Here is a 24,501-nt window from a genome sequence, read left to right on the forward strand (position 1 = left end):
TTTCGCGATAGGGGACCCAGATCTGGGTCCCCTATCGGCGTTTCCGGGCCTGGAAAGGGTCCGAGATGCCGGGCGGACGATGCCCCGTCCTCCGCCCGTGGTTGAATTCTTACGGCGGGGCCACCACAACATCTCCCCGGAGGCGGGGAACCTAGAAAGGGATCGCCGTGTCGGAACACAACGACGGACGGAAGCCTTTCCGCCGGGACGGAGACGCCCGCGGTTTCGGCCGACGCGGCGAACCGACCGATCGCCCTCGAGGCAGCCATGGTGACAACCGCGGCGCCGGGCGTGGCGAAGGCGGCGGATTCCGTCGCAATGACGACAACCGCGGCGTCAACCGCGACGACCGTGATCGCGGTGGCGACCGCGGCGGATACCAGGGCCGCAGCGGCTCGAACGACCGCGGCGGCTTCCGTCGCAACGACGACGACCGTCCCCGTGGGGGCTATCAGAAGCGCGATGACGAGCGCGGCGGTTACCAGAAGCGTGACGATGAGCGCGGCGGCGCCCGCCGTGGTGGCGATGATTCGCGCGGTGGATACCAGGGCCGTAGCGGCTCCGGTGACCGTGGCGGCTTCCGTCGTGACGACGACCGCTCGCGCGGTAGCTCCGACCGTGGTGGCTCCGATCGCGGTGGGTTCCGTCGCGGCGGGGACGATTCCCGTGGCGGATCTGACCGCGGTGGATTCCGCCGTGGTGGCGATGATGCGCGTGGTGGTTCGGATCGTGGTGGGTTCCGTCGCAGCGAGGGCGACCGTGGTGGCTACCAGCGGCGTGACGAAGGCGACCGTGGTGGATACCAGAAGCGTGATGACGAGCGCGGCGGCTTCCGGCGTGACAGCGGTGACCGTGGTGGTTACCAGGGCCGTAGCGGCTCCGGTGACCGCGGTGGTTTCCGTCGTGACGACGACCGTTCGCGTGGCAGCTCCGACCGGGGTGGTTTCCGCCGGGGCGGCGATGACTCGCGCGGTGGTTCGGACCGTGGCGGCTTCCGTCGCGATGACGATCGTTCGCGCGGTGGCTACCAGCGTCGCGATGAGGGCGACCGTGGTGGATACCAGAAGCGTGATGACGAGCGCGGTGGTTACCAGAAGCGTGATGACGAGCGCGGCGGCTTCCGGCGTGACAGCGGTGACCGTGGTGGTTACCAGGGCCGTAGCGGCTCCGGTGACCGCGGTGGTTTCCGTCGTGACGACGACCGCTCGCGTGGCAGCTCCGATCGCGGTGGGTTCCGTCGCGGCGGGGACGACTCCCGTGGCGGATCGGACCGCGGTGGATTCCGCCGTGGTGGCGATGATGCGCGTGGTGGTTCGGATCGTGGCGGGTTCCGTCGCAACGAGGGTGACCGCGGTGGCTACCAGCGGCGTGACGAAGGCGATCGCGGGGGATATCAGCGTCGCAACGAAGGGGACCGGGGCGGCTACCAGCGGCGCGACGATGATTCTCGCGGGGGATACCAGAAGCGGGGCGACGATGATCGTTCGCGCGGAGGGTCCGATCGCGGCGGGTTCAAGCGCGGCGAGAAGTCCGGTGGGTACCAGCGGCGGGACGAGAACGCTCGTGGTGGGTTCAAGCGTGGTGGTGACGCCGGGCGTACCGAGTACGTCGGCGAGGACGGCGCTCCGCTGAACGGCACCTACCGGGAGAAGCGGCGCGAACGCGAAGGTGACGTGCTCGGCGTGATCTCGAGCGGCGCCGACGAGGATCAGCCCACCGGCGACGCCGTGTCGGATGCCCCCTCCGCCGACCAGCCCGCGTCCACTGTGCAGTCCGATGCCGACTCCGCGTCCCGGAACGCGGGCGCCGCCGACGCTGCCGACACCCGACAGAGCTCCGGCGAGTCGGCCGAAGCGGTCGACGACCGCAGCGCCGAATCCTCGGCGGACAGCCGTCGCGCAGAGGCGACTGCCGCCGCCGACAACTCGGCCGATACTCGCGCTGATCGCGAGCCCGGTGACCGCGTCGGCCGTTCGGCAAGTGACCGCGCAGACGACGACCGTGACCGCAGCTCGGACGATGTTCGCGCTGACCGTGCGCCCGGTGACCGTACCGGCCGTTCGGCAAGTGACCCCGCCGACGACGACCGCGACCGCAGCTCGGACGATGCTCGCGCTGACCGCGAGCCCGGTGACCGCACCGGCCGTTCAGCAGGTGACCGCGCGGACGACGACCGTGACCGCAGCTCGGACGATGCTCGCGCAGACCGTGCGCTCGGCGATCCCGCTGACCGTTCGGCGGACGACCGTGCGGACCGATCGTCGGACGACCGTACTGACCGTTCGGCGGACGACCACGCCGATCGTTCAGTGGACGACCTCGCGGACGATCGTGCGAGCAATCGCACCGATCGCTCGGCCGACGAGCGGGATGCGGCCGTCGGCGGCCGTGATGAGAACTCGGCCGATAATCGTGCCGAGCGCGATCGTGGCTACGCGAACGACGATGATCGCGGCCGGTCGGATGACCGGCGCGGTGGCTACGAGCGGGATCGCGGTTCGCGTTCCGGTGAGTACGAGCGTGAGGATCGGCGACGTGGTGGCGAGGGGGCGCGGACGGCGGGTGGTAGGCCCACCGATCGGCGCAACGCGCGGCCGGACGAGCCCGATCTGCCCGAGGACGTGCAGGCCTCCGATCTGGATCCGGCCGTGCGCCGCGATCTGCTGAGCCTGGACAAGAACAACGCCGAGACCGTCGCCCGGCACATGGTAATGGCCGTCGAGCTGCTCGAGGACGACCCGCGTCTGGCGCTGGCGCACGCGCGGGCGGCGCGGCAGCGGGCCGGTCGCATCGCGGTGGTGCGGGAGACCGCCGGTGTGGTGGCCTATCACGCCGAGGAATGGGCCGAAGCGCTCTCGGAGCTGCGGACCGCGCGACGCATGTCGGGTGGTTCGGGGCTGCTGGCCGTGATGGCCGACTGCGAACGCGGTCTGGGCCGTCCGGAACGGGCGATCGAGCTCGGACGCAGCGAGGAAGCCCAGCGGCTCAGCGGTGACGAGGCCACCGAGCTGCGCATCGTGGTCGCGGGCGCGCGCATGGACCTGGGACAGTTCGACCAGGCCGTGGTGACCCTGCAGACCCCGGACCTGGACCCCTCCCGCACCGGTTCCGCAGCCGCTCGCCTGTTCTACGCCTACGCCGACGCCCTGGTGGCGGCGGGGCGCACCGAGGACGGCCTGCAGTGGTTCCTCAATGCCGCCGCGGCCGACGAGGACGGCGAAACCGACGCCGAGGAGCGCGCGGCGGAACTCACCGGCGGCGCCTAGTCAGCCAACCGGCCGCGGTTCGGCCCCGGATCACCCGGGCCCGAACCGCGGCCGTTGCTGTGTCCGAGCCCAGAACAGCCCACGACCGGACCTCGTCTCTCCTCCACCTCGTCGTCGGCGATGGGAGCGGGGATGAAGCGCGGCACCCCGGGCGGTCGGAACTCACTCCGCGCCGATCGACCCCGCGCGACGGTTCCCGGACCGCCCGGCATGGACCTCAACTGTCACGCCGGGGCGGAGGCAGGGGTGAAGTGGGTCACCCCGGGCGACCGAACCTCGCACACCCGGCACCGATCGACCCGGCATGCTCGATCATGAAGAGGGCGAGGGCGATTCGACGGCGGCGCGAGCCGGAACCTGTCGGTGGCCTCGCCTAGGGTCGCAGACGTACTCGGCCCGGCAGCGACGACGGAGTGAGGGTGTGTGAACCGGCTACGCGATCTGTATGACGCTCTGCTGCTCGATCTGGACGGCACGCTGTACCGCGGGCCCGACGTGATCGTCGGCGCGCCCGAAGCGCTCGTGCCCGACGGGAATTCGGCCCAGCGGCTGATCTATGTCACCAACAACGCCTCCCGAGGGCCGGGCCAGGTCGCCGATCACCTGGTGGAGCTGGGCTATCCGGCCTCGACCGACGATGTGGTGACCAGCGCCCAGGCCGCGGCGGGGATGCTCGCCGAGCGGCTGGAGCCGGGTGCCCAGGTGCTGGTGGTCGGCACCGAGGACCTGGCCGCGGAGGTCAAGGCGGTGGGGCTGGTCCCCGTGCGCGGTTTCGGTGAGACGCCGCCCGCCGCCGTCGTCCAGGGGCACTCGCCCACGACGGCGTGGCCCGACCTGGCCGAAGCCGCCTACGCGCTCCGCGACGGCGCGCTCTGGATCGCCACCAACGCCGACCGCACCCTGCCCAACGAGCGTGGACTCGCCCCGGGCAACGGCGCGATGGTCGCCGCGCTCAAGGCCGCCACCGACCGGGAACCGCTGGTCGCGGGCAAGCCGTACGCGCCGCTCATGCGCGACGCGCTGGACCGTTCGGGCGCGCGGAAGCCGCTGGTGGTGGGCGACCGGCTCGACACCGATATCGAGGGCGCCCACGGCCTCGGTCTCGACTCGCTGCTCGTGCTCACCGGTGTCAGCACCCTCGACGACGTGTGTACCGCGCCACCGGAGCGGATCCCCAGCTATATCGCCGAATCCCTCGACGCACTCAATACCGAGCCGCTCGCGGAGTCCGTGGCGCCGTCGGCGGTCGCGGAGCTGTTGCGACAGCACCCCGGCCGGGCCGTACGGGTGCGCGCGGCCGATCCGGAAATCCGATAGCGTTGAGCCCACGATGAGTACTCCGAGTTCACCGCCGACCGGCGCGTCGCAGCCACCCCGTCCCGGTATCCCCCTGCCGGGCAGTCACCTGGCGGGCCAGGAACCGGCCGACCCGAACCGGATCAGGTCCGAGGTCGACGCGCTGCTCGCCGAGCTCGGACCCCGGCCCACCGCGGGCCCCGCGGAGAACACCGAGACCGGGGCCGACATCACCCGCCGCGCGCGCATCCTCGAACAGGCGCACGAGGTGCTGGTGGACGCCCTGGCGACAGTGGACAAGATCTGAGGTGGCCAGGCGAGCGCGCGTGGACGCCGAACTGGTTCGCCGCGGATTGGCGCGATCGCGGGAACACGCGGTCGAGTTGATCGGCGCGGGCCGCGTCCTGATCGCCGGAACCGTCGCGGTGAAACCGGCGACGGCCGTGGAGGCCAACACCCCGCTGATCGTGCGGGAGGAACCCGACGAGGTGTCCTGGGCCTCGCGCGGCGCGCACAAGCTGCTCGGCGCGCTCGAGGCGTTCGAGCCGCAGGGCGTGAGTGCTGCCGGGAAGCGGTGCCTGGACGCGGGCGCGTCGACCGGCGGGTTCACCGATGTGCTGCTCGAGCGCGGGGCGCGGGAGGTGGCCGCGGTCGATGTGGGCTACGGACAGTTGATCTGGCGGTTGCAGAACGACGATCGGGTGCGGGTGTTCGACCGCACCAATGTCCGCAACATCACCCCCGAGATCATCGGTGGCACAGTCGAAGTGGTGGTGGGCGACCTCTCGTTCATCTCGTTGGGCCTGGTGCTGCCCGCGCTCGCGGCCTGCGCGGCCGACGGCGCCGATCTGCTGCCGATGGTGAAACCGCAGTTCGAGGTCGGTAAGGAGCGCGTCGGCGCGGGCGGTGTGGTGCGTGATCCGGCGTTGCGCGCCGAGGTCGTGACCGATGTCGCCGCGGCCGCGGCCGCGCTGGGTCTGCGGACCGAGGGCGTGGTGGCGAGTCCGCTGCCGGGACCGTCGGGCAATGTGGAGTACTTCCTGTGGCTGCGCAAGGTCGGCCCGTTCGACTACGACGCCGAGCGGGTGGCCGCGCTGGTCGCGAAGGCCGTCGAGGAGGGTCCGCAGTGAGCACGCACGCCGGGGACCGGGAGATCCTGCTCGTCGCCCATCCGGGGCGCGCGGAGATCATCGAGACCGCGCACCGGGTGGCCAAGATCTTCGCCGCGGCCGGGATCTGCCTGCGGGTGCTGGCCGACGAGGCCGACAGCACTCGCTTCGAGGACGAACCCGCCGGTTATCCGGTGCGGGTGGTGCCGCACAGCCCGTCGGCCGCCCTCGGCTGCGAGATGGTGCTGGCCCTCGGTGGTGACGGCACGTTCCTGCGGGCCGCCGAACTCGGCAGGCCCAGCGGGGTGCCGGTGCTCGGGATCAATCTGGGGCGCATCGGGTTTCTCACCGAGGCCGAGGCCGAGCATCTCGACGAGGCGCTCGCGCAGGTCGTCGACCGGGACTATCGCGTCGAGGATCGGATGACCATCGACGTCACCGTCCGCGTCGACGACGTGGTGGCCGAACGCGGCTGGGCGCTCAACGAGGCCAGCATCGAGAACGCCCAGCGCATGGGGGTGCTCGAGGTGGCGCTCGAGGTCGACGGCAGGCCGGTGTCGTCGTTCGGCTGCGACGGCGTCCTCGTCTCGACGCCCACCGGGTCCACCGCCTACGCGTTCTCGGCGGGCGGGCCGGTGGTGTGGCCGGAGCTCGAGGCGATGCTGGTGATTCCCAGCAACGCCCACGCCCTGTTCGCCCGGCCGCTGGTGATCAGCCCGGAATCGCATATCGCGGTGGAGGCCGTGGCGACCGGACACGACGCGATCGTGTTCCTCGACGGCAGGCGCACGCTGGGCCTGCCGCGTGGGGGACGCGTCGAAGTGGTGCGTGGCGCCCGGCCGGTGCGCTGGGTGCGGCTGGATTCGGCGCCCTTCGCCGACCGGATGGTGCGCAAGTTCCAGTTACCGGTGACGGGCTGGCGGGGCAGAAAGGACACCGATGCTGACCGAGATCAGAATTGACGGACTCGGCGTCATCTCGACGGCCACCGCGCAGTTCCACGCGGGACTGACCGTGCTCACCGGCGAGACCGGCGCGGGCAAGACCATGGTGGTCACCAGCCTGCACCTGCTCAGCGGTGCGCGGGCCGACGCGGGACGGGTGCGGCTGGGCGCGGCCAAGGCCGTGGTCGAGGGCCGGTTCGTGGTCGATGACGTCAACGACGCGGCGCGGGCCGCGGTGCACGAGGTGCTGGAGTCGGCGGCCGCCGAGGCCGACGAGGACGGCAGCGTGATCGCGGTGCGCACCGTCAACAGTGACGGGCGCTCGCGCGCGCACCTGGGTGGTCGCGGGGTGCCCGCGGCGGTGCTCGGGGAGTTCACCTCACGGCTGCTGACCGTGCACGGACAGAACGACCAGTTGCGCCTGCAGCGTCCCGAACAGCAGCTGGCCGCGCTGGACCAGTTCGCCGGTGACGGCGTGGCCGGGCTGCTGCGCAAGTATCAGGTGCACCGCCGGACCTGGCTGGACGCGCGTGCCGAACTCCTGGAGCGCACCGCCCGCAGCCGGGAGTTGGCGCTCGAGGCGGATCGGCTCAAGCATTCGCTGGCCGAGATCGACGGCATCGCCCCGGAACCCGGTGAGGACGAACGGCTCGTCGCCGAGATCCGCAGGCTCAGCGACCTGGACTCGCTGCGGGAGGCGGCGGTCGCCGCGCACGAGGCGCTGTCCGGTCCGGGGGAGGAACCCGTCGACGGCGGGGGCGTCCTCGACCTGCTCGGCGGTGCCAGGGCCCGCCTGGACTCGGCCGACGATCCCGCGCTGACCGCGCTCGCGCCGCGCCTTGGCGAGGCGATCGCCGTGGTCGTCGACGTGACCACCGAGATCAGCGGTTATCTGTCGGAACTGCCGTCGGATCCCGGCGCGCTGGACTCGATGCTCACCCGCCAGGCCGAACTGAAATCGCTGACCCGCAAATACGCTCCCGATATCGACGGGGTGATCGCCTGGGCCGACGAATCCCGCGCCCGCCTGGACTCGCTCGACGTGTCCGAGGACGCGCTGGCCAAGCTGGCCGCCGAGGTGGAGACCGCCGCGGGCAAGGTGCGCGAGGCCGCTCGCAAGCTCAGTGCCGCGCGGACGAAGGCGGCGGGCAAGCTGGCCACGGCGGTGAGTACCGAACTGGGTGGGCTGGCCATGGGCAAGGCACGCCTGGAGGTGCAGGTGCGGCCGATGCCCGCCGGAGCGCAGGATTCCGCGCCGCTCGAGATCGACGGAGTCGCGGTGCACGCGGGGGCCGCCGGGGTCGACGAGGTGGAGTTCCGGCTCTCGGCGCATTCGGGCGCGCAGTCGCTGCCGCTGAGCAAGAGCGCCTCCGGCGGTGAACTCTCGCGGGTGATGCTGGCGCTGGAAGTGGTGCTGGCCGGGTCCGATCACGGCGCGACGATGGTGTTCGACGAGGTCGACGCCGGTGTCGGTGGCCGGGCCGCGGTGGAGATCGGCAAGCGGCTGGCTCGCCTGGCCCGCACCCATCAGGTGATCGTGGTGACCCATCTGCCGCAGGTGGCGGCCTTCGCCGACACCCATCTCGTCGTGAACAAGTCCGACGACGGAAAAGGCAAGGTGGACAGCGGCGTTCGCACGCTCACCGACGAGGAACGCGTGGTGGAACTCGCCCGCATGCTCGCGGGTCTCGACGACACCGAGACCGGCCGCGCGCACGCGGAGGAACTGCTGGAAACCGCCAGGGCGGAGCGGACTCCGGCCTGAGCCGAGGCCGCCCGCGCACGGGTGCGGGCGGCCCCGAGGCTCACTTCAGGGCTTTGCGGACGCCACCGAGCAGCTGGTTGGTGAGCTGACGCAGACCGAACTCGAGCACCGGCGCGGGCACGGGCAGCGATGGCTCGGAATCCATGGTGTAGACCACGCGGGTGCCGCCGGTGCTGGTGTCGGCGAAGGTGACGGTGCCGACGTGGCGCTTCACCGGGGCGCCCTTGACGATCTTGTATTCCATCCGCTCACCGGGGACCAGCGCGGTGGTCTCCTCGGTGACGGCGACCTTGCCCAGGCCGAGGGTGTACTGGGCGCCGACGCCGGTGGCCGGGTCGCCCGGCTTGACCAGCTTCACATTGACCGGCAGGTACGGGCTGACGCTCTCACGCTCGGTGAAAAGGCGGTACACGATATCGCGAGGGGCGTCGAAAACCGTCTCGACGGTGCTGCGGGGCATGGAGGTCTCCTGTCCGAGATGTCTGTGACCCGCAGCATACGGGTACTCACGCGGCGCGTTCCGATCTGGCTGCCATGGCATCGAAGAACCAGTGGAACTTGGTGTTGTGGAAACTGGCGAAGCGCCAGGTGCCGTCGCGACGCACCGCGACGTAGACGTAGTCCTTGGTATTGCGCCGGTTGCGTTTGCCCTTGCCTTTGAGCAGCGCGCCGCGGCCGTCGACCACGGCGACATCGGGAGTCAGGAATCGGAGCCGGGTGATCTCGCCGTCGAGGCGGCTGTTCTTCAGGAACGAGGCGAACAGGGCGGCGTGCGAGGACTCGATGGCGGCGCGGCCGGTGTAGTGGCGGCCGAACCAGGTGACGTATTCGGCGTCCTCGGTGAAGGTCGCGGCGAAGGCATGGGCGTCACCGGCGTCCCAGGCGGCGGTGTTGGCGGCGAACAGCGCGCGCACGGCCCGCTCGTCGGCATGGGGTTCGGTCATGGGTGGCTCCCGAAATCTAGGATCGAACGGTCAGAATTCGATTCGGTGAGTATCTGTCTGGGTAATAATCTTACTGAGAAAGATAATTCCGGAAGCCGCGGAAGGTGTCAAGGGATGTCCGACAAGAGGGGTGAACTCGCGGCCGCGCTGACGGTGGCCGCGCAGCGCAGCGCGACCGACGGGGTGATGCTGCACCAGGCCGTCGCCGACAAGCTCGGCCTGCACGTCACCGATCTGCGGTGCCTGAACATGCTGCGGCTGGGCGGCCCGGCCACCGCGGGGGAGCTCGCGGCCCAGACGGCGCTGTCCACCGGCGCGGTGACGAAGATGGTGGATCGATTGCTGGCGGCGGGATATGTGCGCCGCGACCATGATGTGGCGGACCGGCGGCGGGTGATCGTCAGCGCGATTCCGGCCCGGATCGACGAGATCGCCCCGCACTACGACCTGCTCGCGCACCGTTTCGCCGCCGCGCTCGACGACTACTCCGACGCGCAGTTGGAGCTGGTTCTCGACCTGTTCGGGCGGCTGCACGCGACCTCGCTGGAGGTAGCGGCGGCGTTGCGCGCCGAGGACTGACTCGGCGCGCCTCCACCACAGGTTGAGGGTTTGCGCCCATCATCGGGCCATGAGGATGCCGGGGCTGTTGTCGAGGAACACGGAAACGCTGCCCGGTGTCACCGGGATCGCCAGGGTGGATCGGGATACCCGGCGACTGTTGCGGCGGGTCGGTCCGGGGGACGTGGTCGTCCTCGACGAGACCGATCTGGACCGCCACACCGCCGACCGGCTGGTCGAAGCGGGGGTGGTCGCGGTGATCAACACCTCGCCGTCGATCTCGGGGCGATACCCCAATCTGGGCCCGGAAGTGCTGGTGGCCAATGGGATCGTGCTGATGGACACCGTGTCCTCCGATGCCTTCGGCAAGATCAAGGACGGCACCAAGGTCCGGATCGACGCGGGCATCGTCTACGCCGACAAGCTGACCAAGAAGGAACCCGAGGTCCTGGTCGAGGGCATCGAGTTCGACGAGTCGGCCATCGCCGACCGGATGATCGAGGCGCGCAACGGCCTGGCCGATCATCTCGACGCCTTCGCGGGCAATACCACCGAATTCGTCCGCACCGAGAGCGCGCTGCTCATCGACGGCATCGGCGTGCCCGACATCGAACTGGAGCTCCGCGGCAGGCATGTCGTGGTGATCGCCGACGGGCCGGGACATCGCGAGGAACTCCAGCGGCTCAAGCCGTTCATCAAGGAGTACGCGCCGATCCTGATCGGTGTCGGCCGCGGCGCCGACACCCTGCGCACGCTGAAGTACACGCCGGACCTGATCGTCGGCGAGCCGGACGAGATCAGCACCGAGACGCTGCGCTGCGGTGCCGAGATGATCCTGCCCGCCGACACCGACGGGCACGCCCGAGGACTGGAGCGCATCCAGGATCTCGGTATCGGCGCCACCACCTTCCCGTCCTCGGGGTCACCGTCCGATCTGGCGCTGATGCTGGCCGATCACCACGGCGCCTCGCTGATCGTGCTGGCCGGGGCACCCGCCTCGCTGGAGGACTTCTTCGATCGTGGCCGCCGTGACAGCACTCCGGCGACCTTCCTGACCCGGCTGAAGGTCGGTGCGAAACTGGTCGACGCCAACGCCGTCGCGACGCTGTACCGGCAGCGCTCCTCGGGGGCCGCGCTGGCGCTGGTGGTGCTGGCCGCGCTGGTGGCGATCGTGGTGGTGCTCCTGGCCTCGCACAACGGCACCCAGGTGCTGGATTGGGCGATCGCGTACTGGGATCGGTTCGTGCTGTGGGTGCGTGGTCTGCGGTGATCTCCTTGCGTCAGCACGCCATCTCGATCGCGGCGATCTTCCTCGCGCTGGCGATCGGGGTGGTGCTCGGTTCCCAGACCCTGGCCGCGGATCTGGTGTCGGGGTTGCGGTCCGAACGCGGTGATCTGCGCGAGCAGGTCGACACGTTGACCGTGCGCAACGAGCAGCTCACGGCCCGGCTGGACACCGCCGATCAGTTCGTCGCCGGGGCGGCGGGGCGCATTCTCGGCGGCACCCTGGCCGATCGCAGCGTCGTGGTGTTCAGCACCCCGGACGCCGATCCCACCGACATCGACGGGGTCAGCCGGGCGCTGGAGACGGCGGGTGCCGCGGTGACCGGCCGGATCGCGCTCACCGAGACCTTCACCGACGCGGGGGAGGGCGACCGGATGCGCTCGGCGCTGACCAATATCGTCCCGGCGGGCGCCCAACTGCACACCGGCGCCGTCGACCAGGGCAGCATGGCGGGCGACCTGCTCGGCCTGACGCTGTTGCTCGACCCGGCCACGAATCAGCCGCGCAGCACACCCCAGGAACTCGCGCTGGCCCTGGAGACCCTGCGCGGCGGCGGCTTCCTCGCCTACGGCGACACTCCGGTGCGACCCGCGCAACTGGCGGTCGTCGTCACCGGCGATGGTGTTGTTTCCGACACCGGACAGGGTGCGACTATCGCCCGTTTCACCGGCGCGGTCCGCGCGCGCGCCGCGGGTACGGTGCTCGCCGGACGGGCGGGCGCCGCCGAGGGCGACGGTGCCATCGCCGTCGTCCGCGCCCAGGCCCCGCTGGCCGCCTCGGTCACCACCGTCGACAACGCCGACCGCGAAATCGGCCGCGTGACAACCGCTCTCGCCTTCACCGAACAGCTCTCCGGCGGCGCGGGCCGCTACGGCACCAGCAGCACCGCGACCTCCTTCACCCTCGTCGCCATGCCCCGCTGACCCCACAGCGGCGCCGGAAAACGCATCGACTGATCTCGCACGCACAGGGGTAACTCACCGGGCACGCCCAGAAGCCCTGACCACCCGCACCGGTGGCCCGGTACGCGCGACACCCCGTCGCAAACGACCGGCAGAATACGCGGAGAGGCGGACCGCTGCTAGGCTGGAGTTCCGTGGGTCAAACACGGAATCAGGCTCGAAATGCCACCAAGCACATCTTCGTGAGCGGTGGCGTCGCCTCCTCTTTGGGTAAGGGTCTCACCGCCTCCAGCCTCGGTCAGTTGCTGACCGCGCGCGGTATGCGGGTGACGATGCAGAAGCTGGACCCGTATCTGAACGTCGATCCGGGCACCATGAACCCGTTCCAGCACGGCGAGGTCTTCGTCACCGAGGACGGGGCGGAGACCGACCTCGACGTCGGCCACTACGAGCGCTTCCTCGACCGTGATCTGTCCAAGGACGCGAACGTCACGACCGGCCAGATCTACTCGACGGTGATCGCCAAGGAGCGGCGCGGCGAGTACCTCGGCGACACGGTCCAGGTCATCCCGCACATCACCGACGAGATCAAGAACCGCATCATGGCGATGCAGGGTCCGGATCTGCAGGGGCATGTGCCGGATGTGGTGATCACCGAGATCGGTGGCACCGTCGGCGACATCGAGTCGCAGCCGTTCCTCGAGGCGGCCCGGCAGATCCGTCACGACGTGGGCCGCGACAATGTCTTCTTCCTGCACGTGTCGCTGGTGCCGTACCTGGCGCCCTCGGGCGAGCTCAAGACCAAGCCCACCCAGCACTCCGTCGCCGCGCTGCGCAATATCGGTATCCAGCCCGACGCGCTGATCCTGCGCTGCGACCGCGAGGTGCCGCAGGGGCTCAAGAACAAGATCGCGCTGATGTGCGACGTCGACGTGGAGGCCTGCATCTCCACCCCGGACGCGCCGTCGATCTACGACATCCCGAAGGTGCTGCACAGCGAGGGCCTCGACGCCTACGTGGTGCGCAAGCTGGGTCTGCCGTTCCGCGATGTGGACTGGACCGTGTGGGGCGACTTGCTCGACCGCGTGCACTCCCCGCGCGAGACCGTCGAGGTGGCGCTGGTCGGCAAGTACGTCGACCTGCCGGATGCCTACCTGTCGGTGACCGAGGCGCTGCGCGCCGGTGGTTTCGCGCATCGCGCCAAGGTGCAGATCCGCTGGGTGCCCTCCGACGAGTGCGAGACCGAAGCCGGTGCGCAGGCCGCGCTGCGCGATGTCGACGCCGTGCTGATCCCCGGTGGGTTCGGCATCCGCGGCATCGAGGGCAAGCTCGGCGCGATTCGCTATGCCCGTCATCGGGGTATCCCGCTGCTGGGGCTGTGCCTGGGTCTGCAGTGTGTGGTCATCGAGGCGGCGCGCTCGGTGGGCATAGAGGACGCCAACTCGGCGGAGTTCGAGCCCGAGACGAAGAACCCGGTCATCTCGACCATGGCCGACCAGGAAGACGTCGTCGCCGGTGAGGCCGATCTGGGCGGCACCATGCGTCTGGGCGCCTACCCGGCCACGCTGCGCAAGGGCTCGGTGGTCGCGCAGGCCTACGGCTCCGAGCAGGTCTCCGAGCGGCACCGGCACCGGTTCGAGGTGAACAACGCCTACCGCGACGCCATCGCCGAGAGTGGCCTGGTGTTCTCGGGCACCTCGCCCGACGGGCACCTGGTGGAGTTCGTGGAGTACCCGGCCTCGGTGCACCCGTTCTTCGTCGCCACCCAGGCGCATCCGGAGCTCAAGAGCCGCCCGACCCGCCCGCACCCGCTGTTCGCGGCGCTGATCAACGCGGCACTGAAATACAAACTGGCCGAACGCCTTCCCGTAGACTTCCCCGAGGAAGAACTCGCGGAGCAGGCCGCGGAACTCTGAGAGGGCTGTGAGGTCATGAGCGCGCCGGGTAGTCACGAGTTCGAGACGGTGTCGAGCCGGGTGCTCTACAGCGGCGCGATCCTGGCTCTGCGCCAGGATCAGGTCGCGATGCCCGGTGGGCGGATCGCCGAACGTGAGGTCATCGAGCACCACGGTGCCGTCGCGGTGCTCGCGCTCGACGACGACGGTGAGATCGTGCTGATCCGCCAGTACCGGCATCCGCTGGGCACCCGGCTGCTCGAACTGCCCGCCGGGCTGCTCGACATCGACGGCGAGGACCCGCTCACCGCGGCCAAGCGTGAGCTGGCCGAGGAGACGGGCCTGGCCGCCGCGCGGTGGTCGGTGCTGGTGGACGTGGCGCTCTCGCCGGGGTTCACCGACGAGGCGCTGCGGGTGTTCGTCGCGACCGGTCTCACCCCGACCGAGCGTCCCGACCCCGAACACGAGGAAGCCGACCTCGAAACCGTGCGGACGCCGGTGGCCGAGGCCGTGCGGGCCGCGCTGGCCGGGGAGATCGTGAACGCGACCGCCGTGGCCGGAGTGCTCGCCTACGCGGCGGCCCAGGCGAGCGGGGTGGCGTTGCGTCCGGCCGACGCGCCGTGGCCGGGTCAGCCGACGGCGTTCCTGCGCCGCAAGGCCGCCGAGGCGCGGTCGACGGATTCCGGCAGCGACGCGTGAGCACGACGTCGGCACGCGGCGCGACAGGAACCCCTGCCGCCGCGGCCGACGGGGCTTGACCGGGCGGCCGCGGTGCTCGCGCGCGAAATCGACGCCTACCTCGACCATCTGACGGTCGAGCGCGGTGTCGCCCGCAATACCCTCGGCGCCTATCGCCGAGATCTTGCCCGCTACCTGCGATTTCTCGACGGCCGTGGCGTCGCGAGCCTGGCCGGGGTGGCCCAGGGCGACGTCGCCGAATTCGCCATGGCCCTGCGCTCCGGCGATGACGAACACCCCCCGCTGGCCGCGGGTTCGGTGGCCAGGGCGCTGATCGCGGTGCGTGGGCTGCATCGCTTCGCCGCCGCGGAGGGCATCACCGACACCGATGTGGCCCACGCGGTGAAACCGCCCGCGCCGGGCCGCAGACTCCCCAAAGCGCTGCCCTACGACCAGGTTCTGCGCCTGCTGGAGGCGGCGGGCGGCGAGGGCGAGGCCGACGGCGGCTCCCGCGGACTGCGCGACCGGGCCCTGCTGGAACTGCTGTATTCCACCGGCGCGCGCATTTCGGAGATGGTCGGACTGGACGTCGACGACATCGACGCCGAACAGCGCTGCGTCGTACTGCGCGGCAAGGGCGGCAAGCAGCGACTGGTCCCGATCGGCCGACCGGCCCTGGCCGCCGTGGACGCCTACCTCGTCCGTGGCCGACCGAGTCTGGCCGCGAGCGGAAAGGGTTCGGCCGGAGCGCTTTTCCTCAACGCGCGCGGTGGACGGTTGTCGCGGCAGAGCGCCTGGCAGGTCCTGCAGACCGCGGCCGAACGCGCGGGCATCGGCGCCGCGGTCTCCCCGCACACCCTGCGCCACTCCTTCGCCACCCACCTGCTCGACGGCGGCGCCGATGTGCGTGTGGTGCAGGAACTGCTGGGCCACGCCTCGGTGACCACCACGCAGATCTACACCCTGGTGACGGTGAGCACCCTGCGCGAGGTCTGGGCCACCGCGCACCCGCGCGCGCGATGAACCCTCGGCGCCGGTGGCCGTCCAGCGGGTATCGTGCGAACACGCCCGGCGTTGCCATGCCGTACCTCACCGGTGCGAGCGGTAGCGTCTACCCCCAGAGCTGGACCGTACGAAAGCGAGTCCGGGCCCGAATCGGTCTCGCTACCCTCGACAGGGGTTACCGGCAGGAATACGTCTAAGGAGCAGCGGATCGTGACGACAGCGGAAACACCGTGGGACGGTGGATCGGACGAGGTCGCCGAGATGGGGCCGACCGGGCGTCCGCTGCGACTGGTGCCCGAGCCCCCTCGGGTGCAGCGTCACGGTGACGCACTCGTGGTGGCCATGTGCAACCAGAAGGGCGGGGTCGGCAAGACCACCTCGACGATCAATCTCGGTGCGGCCCTGGCCGAATACGGCCGCCGCGTGCTGCTGGTCGATCTGGACCCGCAGGGCGCGCTCTCGGCCGGACTCGGGGTGGCCCACCACGACCTCGAACTCACCGTGCACAACCTGCTCATCGGCGGCAAGGCCAAGGTCGACGACGTGCTGCAGACCACCAAGGTCGAGGGCATGGACCTCTTACCCAGCAACATCGATCTCTCCGCCGCCGAGATCCAGCTGGTCAACGAGGTCGGCCGCGAACAGTCGCTGGGCCGGGCGCTCGCCTCGGTGCGCGACCGCTACGACTACATCCTCATCGACTGCCAGCCCTCGCTGGGTCTGCTCACCGTCAACGCGCTGGCCTGCTCGGACGGCGTCATCATTCCGATGGAGTGCGAGTACTTCTCGCTGCGCGGCCTCGCGCTGCTCAACGACACCGTCGAGAAGGTGCGCGACCGGCTCAACCCGCGGCTGAGCCTCTACGGCATCGTGGTCACCATGTTCGACGCGCGGCTGCTGCATTCGCGTCAGGTGATGTCGCGCGTGGTCGAGGTGTTCGGCGACCTGGTCTACGACACCGCCATCTCGCGCACCGTGCGCTTCCCCGACGCCAGCGTCGCCGGTGAGCCGATCACCACCTGGTCGCCGAAATCCGCGGGCGCGGAATCGTATCGGGCCATGGCACGTGAAGTCATCCACCGGTCGGGCCGGTGACCGACGCTTCACCCGCGGAGCCCGCAGTACCCGAAGACCCTGCCCCGGCCGGATTCCATTTGCGGCTGACGAACTTCGAGGGGCCGTTCGATCTTCTGCTGACGCTGATCAGCTCGCGCAAACTCGATGTCACCGAAGTGGCGCTGCACCAGGTCACCGATGAATTCATCGCCTACACCAAGGCGCTCACGGCCGAGCTGGCCGAGAACACCAAGCTGCGCGCGGACAAGATTCTCGACCAGACCACCGAGTTCCTGGTGGTCGCGGCGACCCTGCTGGACCTGAAGGCCGCGCGGCTGCTGCCCTCGGGCGAGATGACCGACGCCGACGATCTGGAACTCCTGGACGCGCGCGACCTGCTGTTCGCCCGGTTGCTGCAGTACCGCGCGTTCAAGCAGGTCGCCGAGCTGCTCGCCGAACTCGAGGCCGCCGCGCTGCGCCGGTACCCGCGCTCGGTCGCGCTCGAGGAACAGTTCGAGGGGCTGTTGCCCGAGGTCACCCTCGGCGTCGACATCGCCGCGTTCGCGCAGATCGCGGCGGCCGCCTTCCGGCCCCGCCCGGTCGCCGAGGTCGGCCTCGGGCATCTGCACATGCACACCATCTCGGTCGCCGAACAGGCCGAGTTGGTGTTGGCATTGCTCAAGGAACGCGGCCCCGGTGGGTGGACCACCTTCGCCGAGATCGTGGCCGACTGCACCGTCCCGGTCGAGATCGTCGCCCGATTCCTGGCGCTGCTCGAGCTCTATCGCGGCAAGACCATCGCCTTCGACCAGCCCGATCCGCTCGGTCCACTGGCCGTGAGTTGGCTGGGTGAACTGGACCCGGACGCCGAGGCGGCGGCGCTGACTTTCGAGGAGGACTACGGATGACGGAGACAGTGGTGGAATTCACCTCCGAGCCGCTCGACGACGGCGAACTGCGCGCAGCACTCGAGGCCATGCTGCTCGTCGTCGACGCTCCCGCCCCGGCAGAACAGCTGGCAGCGGCCCTGGACGACAGCACCGAGCGGGTCGAGCAGGTGCTGCGCGCGATGTCGGCGGAGCTGTCCGCGCGCGGCAGCGGGATCGACCTGCGTTTCGTCGGTGACGGGTGGCGCTTCTATACTCGACAGCAGTACGCGCCCTATGTCGAGCGTGTGCTGCTCGACGGGGCCCGGACGAAACTGACCCGGGCCGCCTTGGAAACCTTGGCGGTGGTGGCCTACCGCCAGCCGGTGACCCGCACCAGGGTCAGCGCGGTCCGCGGGGTGAACGTCGACGGAGTGATGCGCACGCTGCTGGCCAGGGGCTTGATCGCGGAAGCGGGTCAGGACCCGGAGACCAACGGCACGCTGTACCGCACCACCGAGTTGTTCCTCGAACGGATCGGGCTCGCCTCCCTGGGCGACCTGCCCCCGCTGGCGCCGCTGCTTCCCGGCGTCGACCTGATCGACGAGATCAGCGAGAGCCTGGAGACCGACCCCCGGTTCACCAGGCTGAAGAAACCCGCCGAGTCCGACATGGACCTCGGCACCGACGATTGACAGGACAGATGAATAATTCCGCTCGCCGAGATGGCACACCGGACCGAAGAAAACGCAGCGACCAGCCCCGAAGTGGCGCGAACCGGACCGCGGGAACCCGCGGCGGCAGTGCGCGCACCGGGCAGGGTGGCTCCCGTGGCGAGGCCTCCGGCCGCCGCGGCACCGGCGCGGGTGGCTTCCAGCGCAGTAGCGACACCGACCGTCGCGGTTCCTCCGGCGGATACCAGCGCGGTGGCGAATCCGGTGGACGCCGTGGTTCCGCCGGTGGCTACCAGCGTGACGGCGAGTCCGGCGGCCGCCGTGGCGGCTTCCAGCGCGACGACGCCGACCGTGGCGGTTACCCCCGCGGCGCCGGTCAGCGCGGCAGCGCGCCCCGCGCGGGCGGCACGGCTCGTCCGGCCACCTCGCAGGCGCCGACCGCTCGCAAGAAGACCGCCAAGCCGCAGCGCAAGGTGGTCGCGCCGACCATCCTGAACAACGCCAAGCCCGCCCGCCACCAGCATTCCGAGGCCACCGAGGGCCCGAAGAAGCTGCCGTGGGGCGAGGGCGAGCGCCTGCAGAAGGTCCTCGCCAAGGCTGGAGTGGCCTCGCGCCGCGCCGCCGAGGACATGATCGCCGCCGGACGCGTCGAGGTCGACGGCAAGATCGTGCGCGAGCAGGGTCTGCGCGTGGACCCGCAGAACGCGGTCGTGCGCGTGGACGGCACCCGTGTCGTCGTGCGTGACGAACTGGTGCACCTGGTGCTGAACAAGCCCAAGGGCTGGCAGTCCACCATGTCCGACGACCTCGGTCGCCCCTGTGTCGGTGACATCGTCGCCGAGCGCATCGCGGCCGGTCAGCGCCTGTTCCACGTCGGCCGTCTCGACGCCGACACCGAGGGGCTGCTGCTGCTCACCAACGACGGCGAGATGGCCCACCGGCTCATGCACCCGTCCTTCGAGGTGCCCAAGACCTACCTGGCCACCGTCAACGGCGAGGTGAACTACCGCCTGGTCAACAAGCGTCTGCGCGACGGCGTCGAGCTCGAGGACGGTCCGGCCAAGGTCGACAAGTTCGTCCTGCTCGAGGCCCACGAGGGCCGCTCGCTGGTCAAGCTCGTGTTGCACGAGGGCCGCAAACACATCGTGCGTAGGCTGCTCGACGAGGTCGGCCACCCGGTGGTGCGCCTGGTGCGCACGCACCTGGGCCCGGTGGCGCTGGGCGATCAGCGTCCCGGCACGCTGCGGGTGCTCGGCCGCGACGAGATCGGCAAACTCTACGAGGCGGTGCAGCTGTGAACGGAGTGGACCTGCCGGTGGAACTCACCGGCGACCGGATGACCGGTGACGGCACGCTCGTGGTCGCCATGGACGGGCCTTCGGGCACCGGCAAGTCGAGTGTCTCGCGCAAGCTGGCCGCGCGCCTGAACGCCCGCTACCTCGACACCGGCGCCATGTACCGGGTCGCCACCCTGTGCGTGCTGCGCGCCGAGGTCGACCTGACCGACCCGGCCGCGATCGCCGACACGGTGGCCGCGCTGCCGCTGTCGATCGGCACCGATCCCGGTCACGAGGTCATCGAACTCGACGGTGAGGACGTCTCCGCCGAGATCCGTGGCGACGCCGTCACCAAGGCCGTCTCGGCGGTGTCGGCGGTGGCGCAGGTGCGCGAGCAGCTCGTCGCCCTGCAGCGCGAGATCGCCGCGGTCGCCGGGCGGATCGTGGTCGAGGGCCGCGATATCGGCACCGTGGTGCTCACCGGCGCCGACGCCAAGATCTATCTCACCGCCTCCGCGGAGGCGCGCGCCCAGCGGCGCAATGCCCAGAACATCCGCGAGGGCCGTGGCGACGACTACACGGCCGTGCTGGCCGACGTGCAGCGCCGCGACACCCTCGACTCCACCCGCACGGTCTCGCCGCTGCGCCCCGCCGCCGACGCGGTGCTCGTCGACACCAGCGATCTGACGATGGACGAGACCATCGACGAGCTCTACCGCGTGGTGGCCCAGCAGCTTTCGGCCACGACAGGAAGGTCGCGATGATCGACGAAGAGGTTCTGGCCGGAGACGGTGTCTGGTCCGACGAAACCGACTGGGAGATCGCCGATCTCGAAGGCGAGCACGAGGACGGCGAACAGCTCGCCATGCCCACCGTCGCCGTGGTCGGTCGCCCGAACGTGGGCAAGTCGACCCTGGTGAACCGCATTCTCGGGCGCCGCGAGGCCGTCGTGGAGGACATCCCCGGCGTCACCCGCGACCGCATCTCCTATGAGGCCAGCTGGGCCGGGCGCCGATTCCTGGTGCAGGACACCGGCGGCTGGGAACCCGACGCCAAGGGCCTGCAGCAGCACGTGGCCCGCCAGGCCGAGGTCGCCATGGAGACCGCCGACGCGATCCTGCTCGTGGTCGACGCGACCGTCGGCGCCACCGCGACCGACGAGGCCGCGGTGCGCAAGCTGCGTCGCTCCAAGATTCCGGTGATCCTGGTGGCCAACAAGGTCGACGACCAGAAGGTCGAACTCGAGGCGGCGAGCCTGTGGTCGCTGGGTCTGGGTGAGCCGCGCATGGTCTCGGCCTCGCACGGCCGCGGCACCGGCGACCTGCTCGACGACGTGCTCGGCGCCCTGCCGGAGACCCCGCGCGAGGGCACCGGCGTGGCCGGGCCGCGACGCGTGGCGCTGGTCGGCAAGCCGAATGTCGGCAAGTCCAGTCTGCTGAACAAGCTGGCGGGCGACGAGCGTTCGGTGGTTCACGATGTCGCGGGCACCACCGTCGACCCGGTCGACTCGCTGGTCGAACTCGGCGGCAAGGTCTGGAAGTTCGTCGACACCGCCGGTCTGCGCCGCAAGGTGTCCAATGCCTCGGGCACCGAGTTCTACGCCTCGCTGCGGACCAAGTCGGCGCTGGAGGCCTCCGAGGTCGCGATCATGCTGATCGACGCCTCGGTGCCGATCACCGAGCAGGACCTGCGGGTGATCAGCCTGGTCGCCGAGTCCGGTCGCGCGCTGGTGCTGGCGTTCAACAAGTGGGACCTGGTCGACGAGGACCGCCGCTACATGCTCGAGCGCGAGATCGACCGCGATCTGGTGCGGGTGCCGTGGGCCCAGCGGGTCAACATCTCCGCCCACACCGGTCGCGCGGTGGCCAAGCTGGTGCCGCAGATGGAGACCGCGCTCGAGTCCTGGGACAAGCGCATCTCCACCGGCCGTCTGAACACCTGGCTCAAGGAAGTCATCGCGGCCACCCCGCCGCCGATGCGCGGCGGCCGCCAGCCCCGCGTCCTGTTCGCCACCCAGGCGGGCACCCGCCCGCCGACGTTCGTGCTGTTCACCACCGGTTTCCTCGAGGCGGGCTACCGTCGCTTCCTGGAGCGCCGCCTGCGCGAGGAGTTCGGTTTCGACGGCTCGCCGGTGCGCATCTCGGTGCGCGTGCGCGAGAAGAAGGAACGCAAGAAGTAGGTCGAGACCTATCGCGAGCCCGGGCCCGAAAGCCCGGGCTCGCGGCGTTTTTCGACCGTTGTTCAGTCGACCATCACACGGTCGAGCAGATGGTCGACCAGTACCGTCGCGCGGGCGGCCATGTCCTTGTCGGTGAGCATGCCCTGGGCCAGTCCGGCGACGGCGAGCAAGGTCACCTCGGCATCGGCGCGCAGGGTCGCCGCGTCAGCGTCGGGGCCGCGCAGGGAGCGCAGTTGGGCCGCGACCGCGTCGACGATGTAGGTCGGGGTCTCGGCGGTGTCCGCCGATTCGAGGTGCGGGCCGGTGAGGGCGGCCGCGTGGAAGATGCCGAGGATCGTCGCGTTCTCGCGACTGGGCTCGTCGAGGGGGAGCAAGCCCAGCAGTACCGCCCGGACGATGTCGCGCGGGCCCGCGCTCGGACCGAGTTCGCCGAGCGCTTTGTGCAGGCGGGACCCGGAATCGGCGACGACGGCGCGGTGGGTGGCGAGCAGGAACTCGCGCTTGGTGCCGAAGTAGTACTGCACCGACCGCACCGAGACCCCCGCCTCGGCGGCGACCGACTGGAAGGTCGCCGCGTCGAGTCCGCCCCGCGCGATGACCCGCCGGGCCGCGCCGGTGATGGCGGCGCGCCTTTCTTCGTGATCGGCCAAGCGTGGCACCGCTGTCTCCCTACTGTCCCGTTCGACGAGGTCTTCATGGTACGCCCATACCACTGATGTGGTACGGTCATATCACCAACGAGATTCAGGGGTGGTCATGGGCAAGATCGGACGATTCAAGAACGACAAGGCGCGCGAGGAATACCTGCGCGTGTATCGCCTGCAGGAGAAGGAGATACCGGTCCCGTCGACCACGGTGGACATCCCCACCTCCTTCGGTACCACCCGGGTGCGCACCGCGGGCGCCGGAACGGGAGCGCCGGTGGTGCTGCTGCATTCGCTGGGCGGCAACAGCCTGGCCTGGAACCACGTCATGGAGACCTTCGCCCGTGAGCACGTGGTGCACATGCCGGAGATGATCGGCGTGCCGGGACTCAGCGTGCAGACCGCGCCGATCGACGAGTCGCAGTTCGGTACCTGGCTGGGCGAGGTCCTCGACGGGCTCGGCGCCGACCGCGTCCACCTGGTCGGCTACTCGCAGGGCGCGTGGCAGGCCCTGGTCATCGCCACCACCCAGCAGCGGCGACTGGCCAGCCTGACCGTCATCGAGCCCACCGGCACGCTGACCAAGATCAAGTGGAGCCTGCTGTGGATGATGATCCGGGTTGGGGCCCGCCCCACCGACAAGAACCTGCGCAAGATGAACGCCCGGCTCAACCCCGGTGTCACCCTCACCGATCTGGAATTCGAGGGCGTCAAGGCCGCGCTGGGCTACTCGCCCACGATCGGCTACCCGAAGATGTTCACCGACGAGAGGTTGGCCACGATCACCACCCCGACCCTGGCGATGCTCGGCTCCGAGTCGCTGGTGATCGACACGACGATCGCCGAGCAGCGCCTGCGCGACAACCTGCCGAACTGCGAAGTAGTGGTCTTCCGGGGCCAGGGTCACGGCCTGTTCCACGCGATCTCGGACAAGGTCTCGGCCCGCATCCTCGATTTCACCGCCCGCTACGAGCCCACGGACGCGCGCCGCGGCGAGTGAGTTCCGGTCCGCGCCAGCGGGGTTCAGTCCTGGGTGCCCTCGACACGCCAGCGTGTCGTCACTGCGCGCACGCACGGCGATTCGATGAGCGCGTCGACCGTGTCGGCCAGGGCCGACTCGGGGGCGCGGTGGGTCAGGACGATGAGGTGGGCGTCGGTGTCGTGGAGTTCCTGACGGACTCGGGCGATGCCGACGCCGTGGTCGGCGAAGGTCGCGGCGACCTGGGCAAGGGCACCGGCATGGTCGGTGACGTGCAGGTTCACGTAATACCGGGTGGGGCAGTCGCCGAGCGGAGCGAGGGGGAGTTCGGCGTAGGTCGAGGCACGGGGTGCGCGGGCACCGTGGACCCGGTTGCGCGCGGCGGTGACCAGGTCACCCAGTAGCGCCGAGGCCGTGGCCTCGACGCCGGAACCTCCGGAGAACATGAGCGGACCGGCGCCCTCGGCCGTCACCGCCACCGCGCCGACGGCCGGGTCCAGGTGGGTCAGCGGATGCTCGGTGGGGAGCAGGGCGGGGGCCACGCGTACCGAGATCCGCTGCTTGCCACCGTGTTCGGGACCCGGCGCGTCGCTGACCAGCGCGCAGACCGTGAGCAGACGCGGGCGCAGACCCAGTGACGCGGCGGCCGCCAGATCGTGTGCCGAGGGCGTGCCGAACGCCTCGCGGTGCACGTCACCCGGCTCCACCCGGGTGTGGAAGGCGAGGGTGGCCAGGATGGCGGCCTGGGCCACCATGTGGTCGTCGGGGAGCACCGCGAGCAATTGACGCACCCGATCACCGGACAGCGACTGGGTCAGTGGACGTACCACCGGAACGCCGCCCGCCACCGCCGCCTCGAAATACAGGTCACCGCCATGGGTTTCGCCGGTCGTCGCCAGCAGGTGACTGTGGTGGGCGACCAGTGCCGCGTTCGCCGTGATCACCGCGCGGCCCGCGCGCAGTGCGTCCAGGACCGGGGGCAGCGCGTCGGCCGAATCGGTGGTGTCGACCACCAGGTCGGGGTCGGCCCCCTCGAGGACCAGTGGCGCCGCGATCCGCGCGCGCAGGTCGGAGCCGGTGTCCCGGATGATCCTGGTGACCTCGGCGGCCAGCGGGCCCGCCCCGAGAACTGTGACACCGAGTTGTGAAGCCATGGATTTCGCCTAACCGCCGAGAGCT

Annotated in this window: 24 protein-coding genes; 20 read left to right on the plus strand and 4 right to left on the minus strand. The window is 70.3% G+C overall.

Annotated features, from left to right (window positions below; all coding sequences use genetic code 11):
* The first annotated feature begins 318 nt into the window (after nucleotides 1-318).
* The 7 genes from QC180_RS24645 to recN all read left to right on the plus strand — a co-directional run bounded on the left by QC180_RS24645 (nucleotide 319) and on the right by recN (nucleotide 8,380).
* Nucleotides 319-1,632 (plus strand): hypothetical protein, encoded by a 1,314-nt coding sequence (locus tag QC180_RS24645; RefSeq protein WP_278265193.1) that lies wholly within the window; start codon nucleotides 319-321, stop codon nucleotides 1,630-1,632.
* Nucleotides 1,633-2,309: 677 nt separating this feature from the next.
* The gene (locus tag QC180_RS24650; protein WP_278265194.1) at nucleotides 2,310-3,266 is read left to right on the plus strand and encodes a hypothetical protein; all 957 of its coding nucleotides are present in this window, start codon (nucleotides 2,310-2,312) and stop codon (nucleotides 3,264-3,266) included.
* Between the two features lie 423 nt (nucleotides 3,267-3,689).
* Nucleotides 3,690-4,583 (plus strand): HAD-IIA family hydrolase, encoded by an 894-nt coding sequence (locus QC180_RS24655; RefSeq protein WP_278265195.1) that lies wholly within the window; start codon nucleotides 3,690-3,692, stop codon nucleotides 4,581-4,583.
* Between the two features lie 13 nt (nucleotides 4,584-4,596).
* Nucleotides 4,597-4,869: a hypothetical protein gene (locus QC180_RS24660; protein ID WP_278265196.1), complete on the plus strand. Its 273-nt coding sequence runs from the start codon at nucleotides 4,597-4,599 to the stop codon at nucleotides 4,867-4,869.
* 1 nt (nucleotide 4,870) lies between these two features.
* Nucleotides 4,871-5,692: a TlyA family RNA methyltransferase gene (locus tag QC180_RS24665; protein WP_278265197.1), complete on the plus strand. Its 822-nt coding sequence runs from the start codon at nucleotides 4,871-4,873 to the stop codon at nucleotides 5,690-5,692.
* Complete coding sequence (locus tag QC180_RS24670) at nucleotides 5,689-6,633, plus strand: NAD kinase (RefSeq protein WP_278265198.1); 945 nt, start codon at nucleotides 5,689-5,691, stop codon at nucleotides 6,631-6,633. The genes QC180_RS24665 and QC180_RS24670 overlap by 4 nt, the downstream gene beginning before the upstream one ends.
* Nucleotides 6,611-8,380 (plus strand): DNA repair protein RecN, encoded by a 1,770-nt coding sequence (gene recN, locus QC180_RS24675; protein WP_278265199.1) that lies wholly within the window; start codon nucleotides 6,611-6,613, stop codon nucleotides 8,378-8,380. The genes QC180_RS24670 and recN overlap by 23 nt, the downstream gene beginning before the upstream one ends.
* Nucleotides 8,381-8,420: 40 nt before the next feature.
* On the opposite strand, the gene QC180_RS24680 is transcribed toward recN, so the two are convergent.
* Together QC180_RS24680 and QC180_RS24685 are read right to left on the minus strand one after the other, a co-directional pair.
* Nucleotides 8,421-8,840, minus strand: coding sequence for an SRPBCC family protein (locus tag QC180_RS24680; protein WP_278265200.1), 420 nt, complete (start codon nucleotides 8,838-8,840; stop codon nucleotides 8,421-8,423).
* 46 nt (nucleotides 8,841-8,886) lie between these two features.
* Complete coding sequence (locus tag QC180_RS24685; protein WP_278265201.1) at nucleotides 8,887-9,324, minus strand: SgcJ/EcaC family oxidoreductase; 438 nt, start codon at nucleotides 9,322-9,324, stop codon at nucleotides 8,887-8,889.
* 114 nt (nucleotides 9,325-9,438) lie between these two features.
* Here QC180_RS24685 and QC180_RS24690 point away from each other — a divergent pair, with 114 nt between their 5' ends.
* The 12 genes from QC180_RS24690 to der all read left to right on the plus strand — a co-directional run bounded on the left by QC180_RS24690 (nucleotide 9,439) and on the right by der (nucleotide 21,699).
* On the plus strand, nucleotides 9,439-9,903 hold the full coding sequence (locus QC180_RS24690) for a MarR family winged helix-turn-helix transcriptional regulator (RefSeq protein ID WP_278265202.1): 465 nt from the start codon (nucleotides 9,439-9,441) through the stop codon (nucleotides 9,901-9,903).
* A gap of 49 nt (nucleotides 9,904-9,952) precedes the next feature.
* Nucleotides 9,953-11,152: a putative cytokinetic ring protein SteA gene (gene steA / locus QC180_RS24695; protein ID WP_278265203.1), complete on the plus strand. Its 1,200-nt coding sequence runs from the start codon at nucleotides 9,953-9,955 to the stop codon at nucleotides 11,150-11,152.
* A complete protein-coding gene (locus QC180_RS24700) occupies nucleotides 11,149-12,090 on the plus strand; it encodes a copper transporter (protein ID WP_278265418.1) in 942 nt (313 codons plus the stop codon). The genes steA and QC180_RS24700 overlap by 4 nt, the downstream gene beginning before the upstream one ends.
* A gap of 173 nt (nucleotides 12,091-12,263) precedes the next feature.
* The gene (locus QC180_RS24705) at nucleotides 12,264-13,985 is read left to right on the plus strand and encodes a CTP synthase (protein ID WP_278265204.1); all 1,722 of its coding nucleotides are present in this window, start codon (nucleotides 12,264-12,266) and stop codon (nucleotides 13,983-13,985) included.
* 15 nt (nucleotides 13,986-14,000) lie between these two features.
* Nucleotides 14,001-14,663: an NUDIX domain-containing protein gene (locus QC180_RS24710; protein WP_278265205.1), complete on the plus strand. Its 663-nt coding sequence runs from the start codon at nucleotides 14,001-14,003 to the stop codon at nucleotides 14,661-14,663.
* A 72-nt stretch (nucleotides 14,664-14,735) separates the two neighbouring features.
* The gene (gene xerD, locus QC180_RS24715) at nucleotides 14,736-15,665 is read left to right on the plus strand and encodes a site-specific tyrosine recombinase XerD (protein WP_278265206.1); all 930 of its coding nucleotides are present in this window, start codon (nucleotides 14,736-14,738) and stop codon (nucleotides 15,663-15,665) included.
* Between the two features lie 243 nt (nucleotides 15,666-15,908).
* A complete protein-coding gene (locus tag QC180_RS24720) occupies nucleotides 15,909-16,742 on the plus strand; it encodes a ParA family protein (RefSeq protein WP_278265419.1) in 834 nt (277 codons plus the stop codon).
* On the plus strand, nucleotides 16,739-17,611 hold the full coding sequence (locus tag QC180_RS24725; protein ID WP_278265207.1) for a segregation and condensation protein A: 873 nt from the start codon (nucleotides 16,739-16,741) through the stop codon (nucleotides 17,609-17,611). Before QC180_RS24720 ends, QC180_RS24725 begins: the two co-directional genes overlap by 4 nt.
* Nucleotides 17,608-18,264: an SMC-Scp complex subunit ScpB gene (gene scpB, locus QC180_RS24730; protein ID WP_278265208.1), complete on the plus strand. Its 657-nt coding sequence runs from the start codon at nucleotides 17,608-17,610 to the stop codon at nucleotides 18,262-18,264. The genes QC180_RS24725 and scpB overlap by 4 nt, the downstream gene beginning before the upstream one ends.
* 8 nt (nucleotides 18,265-18,272) lie before the next feature.
* Nucleotides 18,273-19,541, plus strand: a complete 1,269-nt coding sequence (locus QC180_RS24735) for a pseudouridine synthase (protein WP_278265209.1) — start codon at nucleotides 18,273-18,275, stop codon at nucleotides 19,539-19,541.
* Between the two features lie 38 nt (nucleotides 19,542-19,579).
* The gene (gene cmk / locus QC180_RS24740; protein ID WP_278265420.1) at nucleotides 19,580-20,284 is read left to right on the plus strand and encodes a (d)CMP kinase; all 705 of its coding nucleotides are present in this window, start codon (nucleotides 19,580-19,582) and stop codon (nucleotides 20,282-20,284) included.
* The gene (gene der, locus QC180_RS24745; RefSeq protein ID WP_278265210.1) at nucleotides 20,281-21,699 is read left to right on the plus strand and encodes a ribosome biogenesis GTPase Der; all 1,419 of its coding nucleotides are present in this window, start codon (nucleotides 20,281-20,283) and stop codon (nucleotides 21,697-21,699) included. Before cmk ends, der begins: the two co-directional genes overlap by 4 nt.
* A 62-nt stretch (nucleotides 21,700-21,761) precedes the next feature.
* Here der and QC180_RS24750 read toward each other — a convergent pair whose 3' ends face one another.
* Nucleotides 21,762-22,358, minus strand: coding sequence for a TetR/AcrR family transcriptional regulator (locus tag QC180_RS24750; RefSeq protein ID WP_278265211.1), 597 nt, complete (start codon nucleotides 22,356-22,358; stop codon nucleotides 21,762-21,764).
* Nucleotides 22,359-22,455: 97 nt separating this feature from the next.
* Here QC180_RS24750 and QC180_RS24755 point away from each other — a divergent pair, with 97 nt between their 5' ends.
* Complete coding sequence (locus tag QC180_RS24755; RefSeq protein WP_278265212.1) at nucleotides 22,456-23,343, plus strand: alpha/beta fold hydrolase; 888 nt, start codon at nucleotides 22,456-22,458, stop codon at nucleotides 23,341-23,343.
* Nucleotides 23,344-23,366: 23 nt separating this feature from the next.
* On the opposite strand, the gene QC180_RS24760 is transcribed toward QC180_RS24755, so the two are convergent.
* Nucleotides 23,367-24,476 carry an ACT domain-containing protein gene (locus QC180_RS24760; protein ID WP_278265213.1) on the minus strand — a complete coding sequence of 370 codons (1,110 nt, stop codon included), beginning with the start codon at nucleotides 24,474-24,476 and terminating at the stop codon, nucleotides 23,367-23,369.
* Nucleotides 24,477-24,501 lie beyond the last annotated feature (25 nt).

Source organism: Nocardia anocheti (assembly GCF_029675105.1).
Taxonomy (GTDB): Bacteria; Actinomycetota; Actinomycetes; order Mycobacteriales; family Mycobacteriaceae; genus Nocardia.